Here is a 17,789-nt window from a genome sequence, read left to right on the forward strand (position 1 = left end):
TTATCAGGATGTTAAGTGATTTTTGCATCAGTTTACGAACCAAGGCAACATATTGAGATCCAAGCGAGGTTAAACTTTGTGGCAACCATATCCGTCATTATTCCGGCATACAATGCTGAACGAACTATTTTAGAAACAATTACATCAGTTCAGCAACAAACCTTTTCTGATTTTGAGCTAATTGTTATTAATGATGGCTCGACTGACCGAACTTTAGAATTACTTAATTCAGTTGCAGACCCTCGGCTCAAAATATTCTCCTACAGCAATTGTGGTTTACCAGTGGCTCGCAATCGTGGTATTTCTCATGCCACTGGAGAATTTATTGCCTTTCTCGATGCCGATGATTTATGGACACCAGATAAGTTGGAGCTACAATTAGCAGCATTGCAACAGCATCCAAAGGCAGGAGTTGCTTATAGCTGGACTTATTTCATGGAGGAACAAGGAGAATCTTTATCTTTCAAAGGATGTGAACCCGTATTTTTTGAAGGTAATGTTTATGCCAACTTATTAGTCGGTGATTTCATTTATAACGGCTCAAATACTTTAATTCGCAAGCAAGCGATTGAGTCAACAGGAGAATTCGATCCTACACTTAAATCTTGTGAAGATTGGGACTATTGGCTGCGGCTGGCGGCTCATTGGCATTTTGCTGTAGTCCCCAAGCATCAAATTCTCTATCGTCGCTCTTCAGGTGCAATGTCCTCCAAAGTTGAGGTGATGAAGCAAGCATGTCTGATTGTTTTGGAAAAGGCATATCGAGCGGCTCCACCGGAACTTCAATATCTGAAAAATCAAAGCTTTACTTCTTTTCACAAGTACTGTGCAGATTTATATCTCAAACACAGCACCGACATGAGTGGAATTAAAGAAGCTGGACAGCATTTGTGGATGGCAATTCGTCTACAGCCACAAACTTTACTAAACAAAAGATTTCAAAAGTTATTGCTCAAGTTTTTATTGCTAAGAATATTTTCACCTAGTATTACTAACAATTTTCTCCAGTCCATCAACAAAATTCGCCCAAATCGTCAGCCTCTAGTCCAATGATGAAAAAGTTTTCCAGGTTGCTAAGTACTTCCCCAGACTTGTTGACATATCCCAATTTCAAGCAGGACGAAAAGAACAGCGATCGCCCGCTACTGACAAACACCCCATCGCAGCCAACGATCGCTTTATTACCATATGGCGATCTGATCGAAGACTTTTTAGACAGCATCGGGGTTTCATTCGAGGTTTTCTGCAACGAATTTATGGGCAGTTGGATGTTCGGCTACATCGATGCTTTGCAAATGGTAGGTGTGCGGACGGTGCTGTTCTGTTTTTCGGCAAATGTTACTGAACCATCCCGTTTTACACATGTACCAACTGGTGCTACGATATGCCTTTTGCCTGCTGCCAGAATCTACCGCGCCTACCGTGGTGTTCGACGCCAAGCGCTCAACGTTTCCGGGGTGAGCGAGAATGAAAAGTTTAGCGATGTCTACGCTACGAAGAGCGATCGCGCTTCTTTGTTAGTAGGACTCAAAGATGCGGTTAAAAATTTAGGCTCTTACCTATCTACACCTCTGCGCTTGCTTGCTGTGGAACTACGGCGCGAGGGCTGCAATGCTATCTTGTGTCAAGAGTATGAGTACGCCCGATTTGACGCTTGTGTGCTTTTGGGGCAGTTGATACATTTGCCAGTGTTTGCTACTTTCCAGGGTGGCGACAAGCTGCAAAGTTTTCTAGAATATCCCCTGCGCCCATTGGCAATGCGAGGATGTAGAGGGTTAATCATCCCCACACAAACCGAAATTCAGCGGGTAAGTGCCGATTATGGGGTATCTTCTGCCAAGATAGCCCGGATATTTAACCCACTAAATATAGAAACATGGCGTGCTATTGACCGCAACGAAGCACGGGCGGCGCTCGATATCCCACTTGATGCTTCTGTGGTAGTATGGCACGGGCGTGTTGAAATAGAGCGCAAGGGGCTGGACGTGCTACTGGACGCTTGGAAAGAAATATGCGACAAACGACCAGGTAAAGACCTACGGCTGCTGCTAGTAGGAACAGGTAGCGATGCCAATAAACTGCACCAACGCCTTGAAACTATGCAACTGCGGGGCGTGGTGTGGGTAAACGAATTTGTGCGCGATCGCACCCGAATTCAACAATACCTCTCTGCTGCTGATGTTTATACCCTGCCGTCCCGACAAGAGGGCTTTCCAGTAGCGCCAGTTGAGGCAATGGCTTGTGGTTTACCTATAGTAGCAGCTGATGCTCCTGGTGTACCCGACATTCTTGAGGAAGGTGAAACTTCAGGTGGGCTAGTAGTGCTTCGTGGTGATGCAACGGCGCTGGCGTTGGCACTTGGTCGTGTTTTGGATGATCAAACTTGGGGACGTGAATTAGGCAAGCGTGCTAGAAGCCGAGCAGAAAACTACTTTTCGCCTGAGGCTATCGGTAAACAACTGAGTGACTTTCTCTTAACTCAGAAGGTGAACGGAAGTTGAGGCTGACTTTCAAATGGATGTATAAAATTTCTAAGCGATCGCTTAATTTCATCAGTTGTAAATTTGTCTTGTCTAGACTGCATTGGGAGTTGAGGCAGTCCCACAACTAGACGGATAGCCAGATGGATAACTCTCACACTTAATTGGATGCTTGCAGATTATGTGGGATCGTAGCCAGCAGATAGTATTTCCATGCCTAGCTCAGAGATTATTGTACTAACAGTACAACCTCAAAAGGTGACTTCAGTATAGTCAGTATGAAAGATGAATAAAGTTTCTGTAATTATTCCAGTTTATGGAGTCGAGAAGTACATAGCAGTTACGGTACAATCCGTTCTCGATCAAACCTATAAAAATTTTGAGCTTTTAATTATCGATGATGCTTCTCCTGATAGAAGTATAGAAATTTGTCAGCAATTTACAGATTCTAGAATTAAAATTATTCACCAGGCAAATCGAGGATTAGCTGGAGCAAGAAATACTGGTATTCGCCATGCTCAAGGAGAATATTTAGCTTTTTTAGATGGAGATGACCTTTGGTCACCTCAGAAGCTAGAAAAACACATTGCGCACTTAGAAAATTCACCAACCGTTGGTGTTAGCTTTAGCCGTTCTGCTTTTATCGATGAAACTGGAAAATTCTTAGGTACTTATCAGATGCCTAAGCTTCAAGAAATCACCACACCCTATTTACTTGGTCGCAATCCAGTTGGCAATGGCTCGGCAGCAGTGATTCGCAGAGAAGTTTTTGAAGCTATTAAATTTCAAGATAATCTTTACGGTACTATAGAGGATTTTTATTTTGACGAACATTTTCGCCGAGCAGAAGATTTGGAATGTTGGATTCGCATTTCCATTCAGACTAACTGGCAAATAGAGGGCATTCCTGAAGCTTTAACCTTGTACCGAGTAAGTTCAGGTGGTCTTTCTGCCAACATCCCTCAACAGTCAGATGCTTGGGAAAAGGTAATTGAAAAGACACGCTCCTACGCTCCAGAAATAATTACTCAATGGGAAACACTAGCTAGAGCCTACCATTTGCAGTATTTAGCTCGCAATGCAGTACGTCTGCAAGATGGTGCAATTGCTGTGCAAATGATCAATCGAGCTTTAGCAACCAACTGGCGTATTCTCTTTAAAGAGCCACGCCCTATGCTTTTGACCTGGGCTGCGGCTTATTTTCTTTGGTTACTACCTCAATCTCTTTACAGTTTTATTGAGGTAGTTGCTTTAAAGACAACAGGAGCTAGCCAAAAACGCCGTATTCTTCAAGACCAGGTTTTAGAGCATTAGAAAGGTTGCATATATAGAACCTAATGAAATGCTTCAAATGTCAATTTACTCAAATTAATAGGAATAGTCACTCACCAATGAAGAAAGTTTCTGTAGTTATCCCCGTTTATAAAGCCGAAAAATATCTAGCTGCTACAGTTCAATCAGTTCTTAGACAGACCTATAAAAATTTTGAGATTCTGATTATTGATGATGCTTCTCCTGATAAAAGTATAGATATTTGTAAGCAATTCATAGATTCCAGAATTAAAATTATTCATCAAGCAAATCGAGGACTAGCTGGAGCTAGAAATACTGGTATTCGCCATGCTCAAGGTGAGTATCTAGCTTTTTTAGATGCAGATGACCTTTGGTTACCAGAAAAGCTAGAAAAACATGTTATTCATCTAGACAGTTCACCAAAGGTAGGGGTTAGCTTCAGTTGCTCTACTTTTATTAATGATGAGGGACAACCTTTAGGACTCTATCAAATTCCTAAGCTTAAAGACATTACGCTACCTCACGTACTTTGCCGGAATCCAATTGGTAATGGCTCAGCGGCGGTAATTCGCAGAGAAGTTTTTGAAGCTATTAAATTCCAAGGTAATCTTCACGGTAATGTAGAGGATTTTTATTTTGACGAGCACTTCCGCCAATCGGAAGACATCGAATGTTGGATTCGCATTTCTATTAAGACTGATTGGCAAATAGAAGGCATTCCTGAAGCTCTAACCTTATACCGAGTTAATACAGGCGGGCTTTCTGCAAATATGCTCAAACAGTTAGATTCTTGGGAAAAAGTGATTGAAAAGACACGCTCCTACGCTCCAGAAATAATTACTCAATGGGAAACATTAGCTAGAGCCTACCAACTGCGGTATTTAGCTCGCAGGGCTGTACGTCAACAAGATAGTTCAATGGCTGTAAAACTGATTAATCGAGCTATGGCGACGAACTGGCGTATCCTGTTAGAGGAACCGCGCCGTACTCTTATCAGCTTAGCTGCTGCCTATTTCCTTTGGCTACTACCCCAGTCCCTTTATCGACAAATTGAGGCTGTTGCTTTAAAAAGTACAGGTACAACTCAAAAACGCCGTATTGTACAGGAGCAGTCATAGAGCTAACTCAAATATGATTGCTACTACCTAAACATTTCGCTTTTACATATACCTGTGTGCAGACACTGTTGGAAATAGCTGTAATTAACTAGCATCACCTGAACGGAGGGTATAAGGTGATCGTGAATAAATCTACGGTACCGATTGGCTCAGGTGATTGGGTACGCATGATTGTCATGGACGGAATTGCAGAACGTCAAAAAGTTCTGGTGACAGCTGGTGGTACCAGTAGTAGCGAGACCTTTTTAGATAAGCTGCCAAAGTTTGATATAGTCAGCAATCCCGAGTTCTTGCATGAAGGCTCGGCGGTGTATGACACGTTTAACCCAGATCGGATTGTACTGGGTAGCAATAATCCCAAAGCGATCGCGATGATGGAACAATTGTATGCCCCAATTGTAGAGCGCAAGTTTGCCGCAGATTCATCTTTACCACCTGTACCTGTAGTTGTGACTGACATTAGTTCAGCGGAGATGATCAAGTATGCTGCTAATGCGTTTTAAGGTAACTTGTGGCGATCGAGAACTGTTGCTGAGCAATAATCAGTCTACTTATGTACCCCAGTGTACAACTCATCGTTTGGAGAATCCTGGCGTAATTTCCTTAGTCTTGATTGAAGTCCAAAATGGCGAATATTTAGGAGAAGATGACATCATCCGCTTTCAAGATGACTATGCTCGTATCCAAAATTAACAGTTGAAGTGCAAAGGCACTATAGATTTGATTAGCAGATGCTGCCAAAGTTAATTAGTAATGCGAATAGATAAGTGAATTTACTCTATCTAAAGGCTGAAATTTATGTATGAATTAGAATTCATGGCTGACATTTTCACCGTTCCAATTTAGAGTGGAGACTTAACAATGTGTGTCTGCACGCTATTAATAGTAAGCGAGCTCAATGAAATCTCTACTGGCTGAAAATGAAATAGCGAGGCTGGAAGTTCTTCGGCAATATCGGATTCTAGATACTGTCTGCGAAGCTGCTTTCGATGACCTCACCCTTTTAGCAGCACAAATTTGTAACACTCCTATAGCTTTAATTAGCTTGATTGATGACTGCCGTCAGTGGTTCAAATCGAAAGTCGGATTAGATGTTGAGTCAACACCACGGGATGTGGCGTTTTGTGCCCATGCTATTTTGCAGCCCCATGACATTTTGATTGTTCGGGATACATTACTTGATCAGCGATTCGCCAATAATCCACTGGTAACCTCCGACCCTTATATTCGATTTTATGCTGGTGCTCCATTGGTTACATCCGACGGATATGTGCTGGGAACACTTTGTGTAATTGATCGTATCCCACGAGATCTCAGTCCAGAACAGCAAAATTCATTGCGGATCTTAAGTCGTCAAGTTATGTCCCAATTCGAGCTCAGAAGTAATTTAGACAAGCTGGAACTTATAACCACCGCAGAACGCCAACGGACTGAAGATTTAATTTCTGCGCTTTCCCACGATATGCGTACTCCCTTGCTAGCAACTCGTGGTACTCTGCGCGCTATGCTAGGTGGGGCTTTTGGCACCCTGAGTGATAGTTGCAGAGAAGGACTTGAGGATTGTCGTCAGGCTAACGAAGATGTCTTGAAGCTTGTCGAGGCGCTATTAGATATTTCTCGGCATCAAACTCCAGTTTTGAAGAATCTGAACTACGAGATCCTTAACTGGAAAAATATCTTTGCCGAAGCCATTATCCGCAGCAACGCCAATTGGCAGCAAAAGCAAATAATTAAACATCAAATTTCTCCTTCACTACCAACTGTCTACGGTAATGAGTTAGAAATTCAACGGGTAGTACAGAACTTACTTGAGAATGCTTTACGAGTCACCAAGCCAGATCAGTCAGTTAGCTTGGCGGTGGTAGCGCTGGGAGATACCGAAGTCAAGGTATCAGTGCGCGACAATGGACCAGGGATTGCTCCCCAATACAAAGAAAGGCTCTTTCATCGCTTTAGTCAACAACGAGGTCGCAGTGATTTATCTGAACTTAATCTCTACTTATGCCGCCTGATTGTAGAGGCTCATGGAGGGAGGATCAACGTTGAAAGTATTCTTGGTGAGGGTAACACTTTTTGGTTTACCTTGCCTGTTGCCCCACAGTCTAGGCTTCAGAATCGACACGAGATATAGTCATTGATTACAAGTTGAGCTCGCATCAGCTTTGCGAAGATTTATTTATCTAAAATTACCTTTTATACTAAAAACTCTAGGCAATCGATATGAGCGATCGCAATTTCTGCGCTGTGTTAGTCAAAGCAAGCTGCATTAGTACGATTGCGCTGGCTACTGTCATAGCACTTGCACCCCTGAAGCCTAGTTGCAGCAATACATCGGCGTATCACTGGAGTAATGTAGCTATAGGGGGAGGGGGCTATGTCACAAGTGTTTATCTGCATCCGCTACAGCAGGATCTCGTCTATATCAGAACTGATATAGGTGGCTTTTATCGGTGGAATTCAAGAGATAAAAAATGGATTCCACTAACTGACCAGTTTGGGCTGGAACAGAGCAACTACTATGGCGGAGAAGCGCTAGCACTTGATCCAAACAACCCCAACATTGTCTATATTGCGGCTGGTAAATATACTGCTAGTTGGTCTGGATTGGGGACAATCTTTAAGTCCACCGATCAAGGGAAAACTTGGAGCAAGCTGAATCTAGACTTGCCAATGGGCGGTAACGAGAATAAGCGATGGGTGGGAGAGAGACTAGTCGTTAATCCGTTAAATTCCAATGTCATCTTCTTCGGTTCGCGGTTGAATGGGTTATGGAAGTCTGCGGATGCTGGGAAAACATGGGTCAAAGTTAGCTCTTTCCCAGGAAAGCCTAAAGTAGATATTGGTATTGCAGGCATCTTGTTTAACAAAAGAGTGCCTGGTCTGATCTACGCTAATGCCTACGGTGATGGGATATATCAATCCACTGACATGGGTGTTACCTGGCGCAAAATAGCAGGAAGTCCATCACAAGTTAATCGCATGGCTCTCGCTAGTAACTCAGTCCTGTATGTAACGCACGCATTGGGTGTGAGCAAATATGCGAACTCAGTCTGGAGCCGGATCTCCCCAACTAATGCTCAAACAGGATTCAATGCCATTTCTGTAGATCCAAATAACCCTAATCGTGTTTTAGTTGCTCATGACCAGCAAACAAAAAATGATTGCAAAGTATTTCAATCTGTGAATGGTGGAGATACATGGGAACAGAAAAGGCATTCGTTGAACCCGCAAGTGCCTTGGTGGACTGAGTGGTATTTTGGCTCGGCGACCTCAGCGATTGAATTTGACCCACAAATTCCTGGCAAAGTCTGGTTAACAGACTGGTTTGGAACATGGCAGACAAATAATATTAATGGACAAAAGTCTGTCTGGTCTAACTATGAAAAAGGACATGAGGAAGTGGTTAGCTTTGCCTTAGCCTCACCTCCAAGAGGTGCTCTATTGTTGAGTGGCGTGGCTGATGTAGACGGGTTTAATCATAAAAATGGACTAGATGCTTATCCGGGTGCACAGTTTGGTGGCAGTAGCAGCCCCAGATTTCAAGACACCTACAGCATTGTATACAGTGAAAGCGATCCCTTACGCATAGTACGCGTCGGTGGTAATCGATGGAACAATACCTATACGGGAGCAACTTCTACAGACGGCGGACGTACTTGGAAGAAGTTTTCATCATTTCCCGAGAATACAATACCCCTGCGCGTAGCTATCTCGGCAACTAATCCAAATCTATTTGTGGCGATCGCCAGTGAGAAACAGCCTATACGCACAACTAACGGCGGAGTTTCTTGGAGTAAAGTATCAGGATTGCCCAATGGTCCCTTGGGACCGTGGTATTGGGGTCAACCCTTGGCAGCAGATACAGTCAGCAGTAATATCTTTTACTACTACAGTAGAGGCAAAGTTTATCGCAGCACCAACGGAGGAGCATCCTTCAGCGTTGTAAACTCATCACTTCCCAGCGAAGACTGGTCCATGCTCAAAACGGTTCCGGGGAGCAGTGGTAAAGTCTGGGTCAGCGTCAACTGGCATGGACTTTATCGTTCAACAGATGGCGGTGCAAAGTTTACAAAGATTGTTGGAGTAGAGAGAGCTTATTTATTTGCGTTTGGTAAGCCGCAAAACGGAAGCATATTTCCAGCGCTTTATCTGTATGGTAAAGTCACTGGGCTAGGTGACGGAATCTTTCGTTCTTTAGATGATGGAAAAACATGGTCAAACATCGGGGAAACGCACAAACTCATAGGTGATCACCCTAATGTCATGGAAGCTAGCAGGCAGCAATTCGGTCTAGTCTTTATTGGTACTAGCGGTAGGGGAATTTACTATGGAATACCCTAACCTTATCAACTATAGCAACCAAGTAATCAATTTTTTATAATAGTTATTTTTATTAATTGACAAAAGTAATAAAGTATGCATTTTAAGTAAATAAAAAAAATATATTGCTCAATATATCAACTTTACTATATTGCCCACTAAAGATAATATCGATAAAATTATTCCGTAATATGGTACTTTCTTCGATTAATTGCTCGTAATGAAATACATTATGATGATGAAGTTTAGTACTTTGAAAGCAGATACTTAACTTAGTATTAGAAATAAACTGCTGATAGCTGGGCTGATTGCAATTACTTTAAGCATCCCAGTATTCAATAAATATTGAATCTACTACCTAAAAGGGATTTTTCAGTATTTTCTCAATCATCTTTTGAATGATTAGTGCCTGCTTAGTAAGTGTCAAAAATCAAGCTATATTCCTGAAATACTACACCATATCTGCTATTTTCTGTCAATTCCTATTTTCATAAATAAAATTGTTAAATTTTATGGTACATTTACGTATGTAAAATCATAAAATAAACTCGGAAATTGTATCATAAAATTTATTAAATTAACAAAAGGCATAATTCCTAAGACAGATAAAAAATAAAATAAGTACTGTTAATTTTAAAGTATTCATTGATACAAATATTTTTTAATAGATATAGTTAATGTAATAATTATGATAAGGATGAAGTTTCTACTAGAGTGTCTACAAATGTAGAGGAGAGCATGTAATATATGGCATAGCTACACCTTAAATAAGTACTACCAAAATCTAGGACTGGCAGAAGCTTCAGGGTATAGCAAATATATCAGTTAACTCTTACGTATTACCTGTAATAAACTTACGGATTTTCTAAATAGTGTTGGCGACTAATTTACTACGTTCAATAAGTCCATTGACTCGCAAAAGTCATTTATTTAGACCTGTTTATACTAGCTTGTTCATGTTAGTTTTACTGATATTTGGTCAACATGGTTTAAACCTTTGGCTAGTCTATCTTAATCACAAAGCATGTCAAAGGGTTACTCATACTTTAGTAGTAGAAAGAGAAGGACAGCATCTACTCAACGCTGTAATAGATAAGGAAAGAAGCACACTAGAGGGTTACCAGCAAGAGCAATTCGTTTTCAACGACAGCTTAAACAGCCTATACAAGCTACTCAAGGATAACCCTAGCCAACTCAAGCAACTTGATAGAATCAAATATCTCTATAAGCAGTGGCAAAGTGAGTTCAGCCAAGAAAAGGTTGCTAATTCTCCCAGGAGCCATAGCGGGGAGGAAATAGTTTTATTCGATGCTTTGCGAACTCAGATTGATAACTTGATTGTGTACGAAGAAAAACTTTTGAGCGATCGTAAGAATTTTTTATTCAATCTATACCAGATAAACATTTTTATAAATTTCTTTAGCTCAGTAGCAATCTTGCTATTAGCAAGTTTTAACATCCAGGTTTTGCATCGCCGCGCCAAAGTTCCTTTGCACAAATTGGCAGAAGTGAGCAAACTGTGGCGGAAAGGAGAGATGGAGGTGCAAATTGGCTATTCCTCTCCTGACGAAGTCGGTGAATTAGCAGAAGTTCTAGATGCAATGACAAATGAAATTCATCAGCGTCAAACAAGTATTAAAGAGCGCAACCAGCATCTTGAAGATCTGATCTGCGCCCTCTCTCACGACCTACGCTCACCTCTGCTTGCCACCCGCAATACTTTGGATGCCATGCTCAGAGAAGCTTTTGGCCCCGTAAATGATACCTGGAGGGAAGTGTTTGAAGATTACCACCAGGCTAATACTGATCTTCTCAAGCTTGTGGAAGCCTTAGTAGATGTTTCCCGTTATGAAGCTGGTTGTGGGATTCAACTCAACTACGAGCCTCTTAATTGGGAAGAGATTTTTGTGAAAGTAATTACTCAGATAAAAGCTACTTTAAAGTCTGAGTTAGCTCTCATCTATAGAATTTCTCAATCACTACCGACCATTTATGGTGATGAGTTAGAGATTCGACGAGTTTTACAAAATCTCCTAGAAAATGCAGTCCGGGTGAGTGAGGCTAACAAGGAAATTGTTCTAGAGGTAGCAACCCTCGGGGAGTCCCAAGTACAAGTTTGTGTGCGCGATCGGGGTTTAGGAATTGCGCCAGAGGAGAAAGAACGACTCTTCCACCGCTTTATTCAGGGACGAACTCGCCGTGGGAAATCTGGGCTTGGTCTTTATTTGTGCCGTCAAATCGTCGAGGCTCATGGAGGTAGCATTGGCGTTGAGAGTTCCCTTGGAGAAGGTAGTACCTTCTGGTTTACTCTGCCAGTTCACACAGATGAGGCTAGATTTCAGGATGAAAGCAAATTGAGGAGAAGTACAGATGTCCGAGAGTGTAGAACAGAATACTGTGAAGATTTTGCTGGTAGATGACCATGCTTTGATCCGTCGAGGGATGAAAGGCCAATTCACCCTACAACCTGGCTTTAGTGTAGTTGGAGAGGCGTGTAATGGTGCACAGGCTATCGAATTGGCGGCTCAACTCCAGCCTGATGTTATTTTGATGGATATTGATATGCCAGTTATGGATGGGATCACAGCTACGCAGCGGATAAAAAGCGATCGCCCTACCATTCGTATTCTTGCTGTAAGTGCATTTGACAGCGATACTCAAGTGATGGGGATGCTAGCTGCTGGTGCCGATGGTTACTGCCTTAAGACTATTGAATGGGAACAACTTATCGCTGTTATTCAATTAATCCTCCAAGGTGGTGCTTATCTAGATCCTCAAATAGCTCAAAAGGTCTCCCGGATGTTTAAACCGACCCTCTTAACCCCAGAGGTTCCTGAACCTGAGCCACTCCAACAACCACTTCTTAGTCCTCGTGAGCTAGAAATCCTCAAACTTATTGCCAAAGGACATTCAAACCAAGAGATTGCCAATCAGCTCTACCTCTCTCTTGGAACCATTAAGTCCTATGTGCGTATGCTACTGAACAAACTCAGCGTTGACGATCGGGTCCAAGCGGCAGCTCTGGCTGTCCGTGAAGGGTTAATTTAAGCTGCCAGGACTTTCTCTAGATAAATATACAGTTCTGTAGAGGTAGAAACTAATGGTAATTTCTTCTCAATAGGTTGTTCTGACCAAAAAATACAAGGTTGAAGTATCTGGGACTGGAAGTCATCAGGTATGGGTATACATAGTACCAAAGCATGGGGGGCGAATAGAGTCATCTCTTCAACTGTGGGAAGACCATAGTAGGGAAAAACCTCTAAATTCTTTTTCAGACAGTAGCTGCTAACGCTTTGTACAGTAGTGACATCACTACCAATGACCATAATTCGAGGCCTTTCCATAGCAACTATAGGCTTAATAAGAGGATGTTGCACATATAGGGCTGATACAAGAGACATAGCGATCGAGAGAAATAAGATGAGTAAAGTCTTTTCTTCTTGATTAACTCTAAATGAATAAACCAGAGTAATAGCCTAGATGCTGCATTTCTAGAATAATAATTATCTAGTCGTGTAACCCGGATTATAGCTAAGACTTTGAACCAAAATTTGACTTAGCAATTTTGGCGTTATTGGTTCAATAAAACTAGTATGACGCTTTAGTGTCTTTGTACGATACAGCCAAGTGGATAGCTAGGTGGACAATTTTGTTTTCACACTAGGATGCTGTAGACGTCAGACTTTAAGTAGCCATCAGAAATAGTCATCAGGTAGTATTTGCGATCACTACTTAAGTAGAAACTATAACAAGACTTACAAATCAAGTCTCAGACAAGACCAAGTCTTTGATTAAGGTTACGCATAAGCATGTACTGCAACTATGCTGAAAGCCTCAATAGATAAACATTTGAACCTGTTGTCAAGTATCGCTTTCATCCAAACAATTGAACGAGCTTGATATTACCTAAGCAAGAGGCAGTATATAAACTGCCTATGCTTTGCATTCCAGTATTTCTTGATTTGAAATGAGGAGCTTCATATGGCAGACCGAGTTAGTTTTCTCAACACCCATTTTGATCGTATGTCCTTGTCTGAGACAATCGATGTCTTACTGGGGCGGTTACTGAAGCGGGAAGGCGGTTGCGTGTATTATGCCAACGCGCACACTATGGTAACTGCCGCCAATAACCCAGCACTAGCGGAGGCATTAGAGCAGGGTGATTTGGTGTTAGCGGACGGAAGTGGTGTTCGCTGGGGTAGTGCCTTGCTAGGTACACCGTTGGTGCACAACCTCAATGGCACTGACCTAGTTCCAGCTCTATGTAAGGATGGAGCAGTAAAAGGACTATCAGTCTATCTGCTTGGTGCTAAGCCAGGCGTAGCCGAAGAAGCGGCAGCTAACCTGGCTAAAGCATGTCCAGGCTTAACAATTGCAGGAACTCAGCACGGATATTTTTCTCCAGCACAAATCCAGAAGGTATTAGAAAACATTCGGGTCGCCAAACCACATCTGCTATTAGTAGCAATGGGCGTACCAACGCAAGAAATTTGGATTGATAAATACGCTAACCAACTACCTGGTATCACTTGTATGGGTGTGGGTGGTCTATTCGATTTTGTTGCGAAACGTGTACCTCGTGCCCCACAGTTGATACGTGCTGCTGGTATGGAGTGGCTGTGGCGGCTAGCAATGGAGCCTAACCGACTATGGAGACGCTATATCATAGGCAACTTTGTCTTTTTGAGTTTGGTTATGGCCTACGCCTTTTCCCTACGTCAAGACGAACAAACAACATAAAAACGCAAAACTTACAGCCAAGACCCGCCAACATTTTCTCAATCCTGCAATAGAGATTTAACACCGGAATCAATAACAAGATTTATGGCTCTCACACAAGAATATCAATTGATTGTGCTTCAACCGCAAGGACGTTTAGACTTGCAGCATAGTAAGGTATTAAGAGAGCAACTGGCTACTTTAGAGCCTCAAGCTAACCATCTCTGGGTAATTGATCTAGCTCAAGTTGATTTTATGGATAGTTCAGGGTTAACCACTTTAGTAACTGGTCTTTCCACTGCACGTTCTAGAGGCTGCCGTTTGGTAATTTGCAATCTCCAAGCACCTATCCGAATCATCTTTGAATTGACTCAGATGGATTCAGTATTTGAAATTTTTGAGAATTACAACGCCGTCCTGACCGATATTAACCAAGTACTACCCTCTTAGCCATTTGCTTGCTCTGCCGACTTGGCAATTCTATAAAATCTGAGCAATTTCCTGAAATTACCGACTTTCTCAGCTGACTCACGGAAACAGTGATTACCATGTCTAAGCCCTCTACTTCTCACCCCATTCCCATACGATTTCTAGATGATGCCTACACTGCTCATTTTGCTGAGCTTCCAGTGCATCCTTCTGTTACTAGCAAAACAAAGCGGATGATTGACATTTTGGGTGCTGTTGTAGGGCTAGGAATAATAGGGCTGATTACGATTCCACTTGCTATAGCTATTCAATTAGATAACCCTGGCCCTATCTTTTACAGTCAAATTCGCTGTGGTCTAAACGGACGCTCTTTTCGGATTTGGAAATTCCGCTCTATGGTGGTTGGAGCTGAGCGACTCAAGCATCTGGTTAATAACGAAGCCAAAGGTAATCATATCTTCAAAAACGAGAATGATCCTCGGATTACCCGTGTAGGCAGGTTTCTTCGCTGCACCAGTTTGGACGAACTTCCTCAGTTTTGGAACGTACTGTTGGGGGACATGAGCCTAGTAGGTACTCGTCCTCCCACTATTGATGAAGTGATGCATTACTCAAATCACCATTGGCAAAGGTTGAATGTCAAACCGGGTATTACTGGGGAATGGCAGGCTAATGGTCGCTCTAGCATTAAAGATTTTGAAGATATTGTTTCTATGGATATTAGATATCAACGTAAGTGGTCTATTGCTTACGATATAAAATTGATCCTCAAAACTCTAAAGGTTGTTTTAAAGAAAAGTGGTGCTTTCTAGATCAGAATATTAATCTTACATATTGCATTGTTGATACAGAGATAACAGGGTGCATTCCCAAACCAAGCGTGGCTGGGCGTAACAGAGTAGAGATTTACGAGCTTGTTCTAGCTGTTGGATGATTCCTGCTCGATACCATTGGTGCCAATAAGATTGCTGGAGATAATCAACTAACCATAGTTGTGCTTCTGTATCTAAATCTTGATCAATCTTCTTAGCTAATTCTAAAGCGTGACGATAGGAAGCAGGCGCTTTGGTGACGTCTTGGAGTAGCTCAGGAGGGATAGCCTGTAGTTGTTGGTAAGATGCGATCGCACTCCCTGGGCTACCAGCTGCTATATTCAATAATGCCTGATTTTGTAAAATCTCCTGATGCCCAGTTTGAGTTAATACTTGAGCTAAAGATGCTGTATCTAAGCGATAAAAAGGAATGCGTTGACAGCGTGATACTAAAGTTGGCAACACCAAATCAGGTGAAGGTGCAATTAAAATTAATGTTGCCTGTCCTGGTTCTTCCAAAGTCTTCAACAAAGCATTGGCTGCTGCTTCTGCCATTGTTTCTGCTTGTTCTAGCACTACGACATTTTTCTGTGCTTCCAAAGGCGGTCGTCCAAGAAATTCGGTAATTTGCCGAATTTGCTCTAGCCTAATTACTGGGGGTGCTTTGCGCTTCACTCCTTTCTCGGCTGCTTCTGCTGCTGTTAGTAGTTGCCCTTGGTATTGGTAAGTTGGCTCTAGCCACAATACATCTGGATGATTGCCTTGACGTAAGCGGCTTTGTAAAGACGCAATTATTCTTGCCTCCATATCACTAGAAAATAGCAACTCTACAAAACACCGTGCTGCTAAACTCCGTCCCACACCATCTGGACCTACAAATAAATAGGCTGGAGCAACTCGCTTTTGTCTGACAGCCTGAGTGAGTAATTCTATAGCTTGCTGTTGTCCTAGAACTGGTGTAAATGGGTCATTAGTCATTATTCCATTTTAGATTGAGTAACATAGTAGCGACATAGAGAAAGCGCTCAAAACTTAATCCCAAGCGCTTTTACTATTGACTATTGCAGCTAAATTATTTTTCTAGCAAGTGTGCAGTTCTTCAGTGGAAAGGACAACCTGTTGCCAGTTTATTCAAAAAGGAACTGGTATCAAAAAAATGTTCTAAGGATAAAATTTTCAAGTCATCGTTGACGCGTGCAATACTGATGCCAACTATTTCTACAGTCTCGCCTGTAGGTGCGTGTTCTTTGTATGGGCCGCTAAAGGTTCCCCAATGACGCAACTTGAATGTTACGTTTGGCGGGCCTGCTAAAACTTCAACTAGCTCCCATAAAAATCCGTTGGGAAATGCTTTATGGAAGATTTGTGCTGATGATTCAAAGTCTTCTTCTGAGGATTTATATTGTTCTGTGTCACCAAGAAATAAATTGTATGTTCCTGCATCTGCTATATCCTCAGCAGTGTAAGCTGGTCCAGCATTTGTCATCATCCGAAACTTTTCCGTCACAATCGAGATCCACTGCTGGGGATTGCTTTTAAAAGATGCTTCCATCTCAAAGGTTCTCACAAGGTTTTGGACGATCGCTTCTAAAGAACCTTCAAGGTGATTGTATTGGCTCTGTTTTTGCAGAAATTGATTGGTACGGGAGTAATCAGGACGTGTTTGATATCGCCACTCAACATTAGCATCATTCGCAATCACAGTATCTCTGTCCTGTATCCAAAGAGGCTGGTTTGTAGCTTGTTCTGAACTCATAATTGTAAATCCAAAAAATTTCCGAAATTTTATTTGGCACAAAGCTCGGCAAGTTACGCGATCGCATAACTTGCGATCAATGTGGAAAATACAGCTATTCAGTTACCAGAATATACTTTAAGATGGTCATACTATATCAACCACACAGTAATACTTATGCATCCTGTGTAAAATTAAAAATATTACTATGCTACGAGTTGATCTAAAAGGCAAGCCAAGATTGGAGGCGATCGCGCAAGTTTGCCTGAATTATCTGGTGTACAGCTTCCTTGCTCAAACTTCCATCTATCCGGATAATGCGTTGTGGATATAATGCAGCTAACTCTACATATCCTTGCTGTACTCGGTGATGAAAGGCGATAGTTTCTTGTTCGATGCGGTCAAATACTTGCTCATCTCCGCGTTTGCGAGCCAGTCCCACTTCCACATCGACATCTAGCCAGAGAGTTAGGTCACTTTCTAAACCACCAGTAGCAATATAATTTAGTTGCTTAATTAAACTCATGTCCAAACCCCGACCATAACCTTGGTAGGCAATAGTAGATTCAGTGTAGCGATCGCATAAGATATATTTCCCTTTTGCTAAATTTGGCCTAAGTTCTTGTTCAACATGTTGCGCTCGGTCAGCAGCATATAACAATATTTCTGTCAACTCTGCAATTGGTTTGTTATCCGCTTTTTCCAGCAATAAGCGACGAATATCCAAACCTAATTCTGTTCCCCCCGGTTCACGAGTGATTACCACAGAAATGCCTAGACTTTGTAACCACTGGGCACAAAGCTTCATTTGGCTTGTTTTACCGCAGCCTTCCACTCCTTCAAACACAATTAATTTGCCATCCATGCTTTGTTAATTTTGCTA

Annotated in this window: 15 protein-coding genes and 2 pseudogenes; 13 read left to right on the forward strand and 4 right to left on the reverse strand. The window is 42.1% G+C overall.

Annotated features, from left to right (window positions below; all coding sequences use genetic code 11):
• Positions 1-78 precede the first annotated feature (78 nt).
• The 10 genes and pseudogenes from BV375_RS20290 (at position 79) to BV375_RS20335 (ending at position 12,259) form a co-directional block, all read left to right on the forward strand.
• Positions 79-1,053, forward strand: a complete 975-nt coding sequence (locus BV375_RS20290) for a glycosyltransferase (protein ID WP_086763687.1) — start codon at positions 79-81, stop codon at positions 1,051-1,053.
• Positions 1,050-2,501 (forward strand): glycosyltransferase family 4 protein, encoded by a 1,452-nt coding sequence (locus BV375_RS20295; protein ID WP_243713993.1) that lies wholly within the window; start codon positions 1,050-1,052, stop codon positions 2,499-2,501. The genes BV375_RS20290 and BV375_RS20295 overlap by 4 nt, the downstream gene beginning before the upstream one ends.
• A 264-nt stretch (positions 2,502-2,765) precedes the next feature.
• Complete coding sequence (locus BV375_RS20300) at positions 2,766-3,794, forward strand: glycosyltransferase family 2 protein (protein WP_086763639.1); 1,029 nt, start codon at positions 2,766-2,768, stop codon at positions 3,792-3,794.
• Positions 3,795-3,871: 77 nt separating this feature from the next.
• On the forward strand, positions 3,872-4,891 hold the full coding sequence (locus tag BV375_RS20305) for a glycosyltransferase family 2 protein (RefSeq protein ID WP_086763641.1): 1,020 nt from the start codon (positions 3,872-3,874) through the stop codon (positions 4,889-4,891).
• Between the two features lie 95 nt (positions 4,892-4,986).
• Positions 4,987-5,391: pseudogene (locus tag BV375_RS20310) on the forward strand (UDP-glucose 6-dehydrogenase); the annotation flags it as partial.
• A gap of 1 nt (position 5,392) precedes the next feature.
• Positions 5,393-5,584 (forward strand): annotated as a pseudogene (locus tag BV375_RS20315) (mannose-6-phosphate isomerase); the annotation flags it as partial.
• A 205-nt stretch (positions 5,585-5,789) separates the two neighbouring features.
• Complete coding sequence (locus BV375_RS38780; protein WP_086763643.1) at positions 5,790-7,022, forward strand: GAF domain-containing sensor histidine kinase; 1,233 nt, start codon at positions 5,790-5,792, stop codon at positions 7,020-7,022.
• An 89-nt stretch (positions 7,023-7,111) separates the two neighbouring features.
• Positions 7,112-9,232, forward strand: coding sequence for a sialidase family protein (locus tag BV375_RS20325; RefSeq protein WP_086763645.1), 2,121 nt, complete (start codon positions 7,112-7,114; stop codon positions 9,230-9,232).
• 935 nt (positions 9,233-10,167) lie between these two features.
• The gene (locus tag BV375_RS20330) at positions 10,168-11,631 is read left to right on the forward strand and encodes an ATP-binding protein (protein ID WP_243713994.1); all 1,464 of its coding nucleotides are present in this window, start codon (positions 10,168-10,170) and stop codon (positions 11,629-11,631) included.
• Entirely contained in the window at positions 11,582-12,259 is a 678-nt protein-coding gene (locus BV375_RS20335; protein WP_086763649.1) for a response regulator transcription factor, read from the forward strand. Before BV375_RS20330 ends, BV375_RS20335 begins: the two co-directional genes overlap by 50 nt.
• Here BV375_RS20335 and BV375_RS20340 read toward each other — a convergent pair.
• On the reverse strand, positions 12,256-12,555 hold the full coding sequence (locus BV375_RS20340) for a hypothetical protein (protein ID WP_243713995.1): 300 nt from the start codon (positions 12,553-12,555) through the stop codon (positions 12,256-12,258). The two genes, BV375_RS20335 and BV375_RS20340, sit on opposite strands and share 4 nt — an antisense overlap.
• 637 nt (positions 12,556-13,192) lie before the next feature.
• Between BV375_RS20340 and BV375_RS20345 the strand changes: the two genes are divergently transcribed.
• The 3 genes from BV375_RS20345 (at position 13,193) to BV375_RS20355 (ending at position 15,171) form a co-directional block, all read left to right on the forward strand.
• Positions 13,193-13,951, forward strand: coding sequence for a WecB/TagA/CpsF family glycosyltransferase (locus BV375_RS20345; RefSeq protein WP_243713996.1), 759 nt, complete (start codon positions 13,193-13,195; stop codon positions 13,949-13,951).
• A gap of 84 nt (positions 13,952-14,035) precedes the next feature.
• Complete coding sequence (locus BV375_RS20350; RefSeq protein WP_086763651.1) at positions 14,036-14,380, forward strand: STAS domain-containing protein; 345 nt, start codon at positions 14,036-14,038, stop codon at positions 14,378-14,380.
• Positions 14,381-14,478: 98 nt separating this feature from the next.
• A complete protein-coding gene (locus BV375_RS20355) occupies positions 14,479-15,171 on the forward strand; it encodes a sugar transferase (protein WP_086763653.1) in 693 nt (230 codons plus the stop codon).
• 15 nt (positions 15,172-15,186) lie between these two features.
• On the opposite strand, the gene holB is transcribed toward BV375_RS20355, so the two are convergent.
• The 3 genes from holB to tmk all read right to left on the reverse strand — a co-directional run bounded on the left by holB (position 15,187) and on the right by tmk (position 17,771).
• Positions 15,187-16,149: a DNA polymerase III subunit delta' gene (holB, locus tag BV375_RS20360; RefSeq protein ID WP_086763655.1), complete on the reverse strand. Its 963-nt coding sequence runs from the start codon at positions 16,147-16,149 to the stop codon at positions 15,187-15,189.
• Between the two features lie 121 nt (positions 16,150-16,270).
• Positions 16,271-16,927, reverse strand: a complete 657-nt coding sequence (locus tag BV375_RS20365; protein ID WP_086763657.1) for a SnoaL-like polyketide cyclase — start codon at positions 16,925-16,927, stop codon at positions 16,271-16,273.
• A 202-nt stretch (positions 16,928-17,129) separates the two neighbouring features.
• The gene (gene tmk / locus BV375_RS20370) at positions 17,130-17,771 is read right to left on the reverse strand and encodes a dTMP kinase (RefSeq protein ID WP_086763659.1); all 642 of its coding nucleotides are present in this window, start codon (positions 17,769-17,771) and stop codon (positions 17,130-17,132) included.
• Between the last annotated feature and the right edge of the window lie 18 nt (positions 17,772-17,789).

The organism is Nostoc sp. 106C (assembly GCF_002154725.1).
Classification (GTDB): Bacteria; Cyanobacteriota; Cyanobacteriia; order Cyanobacteriales; family Nostocaceae; genus Aulosira.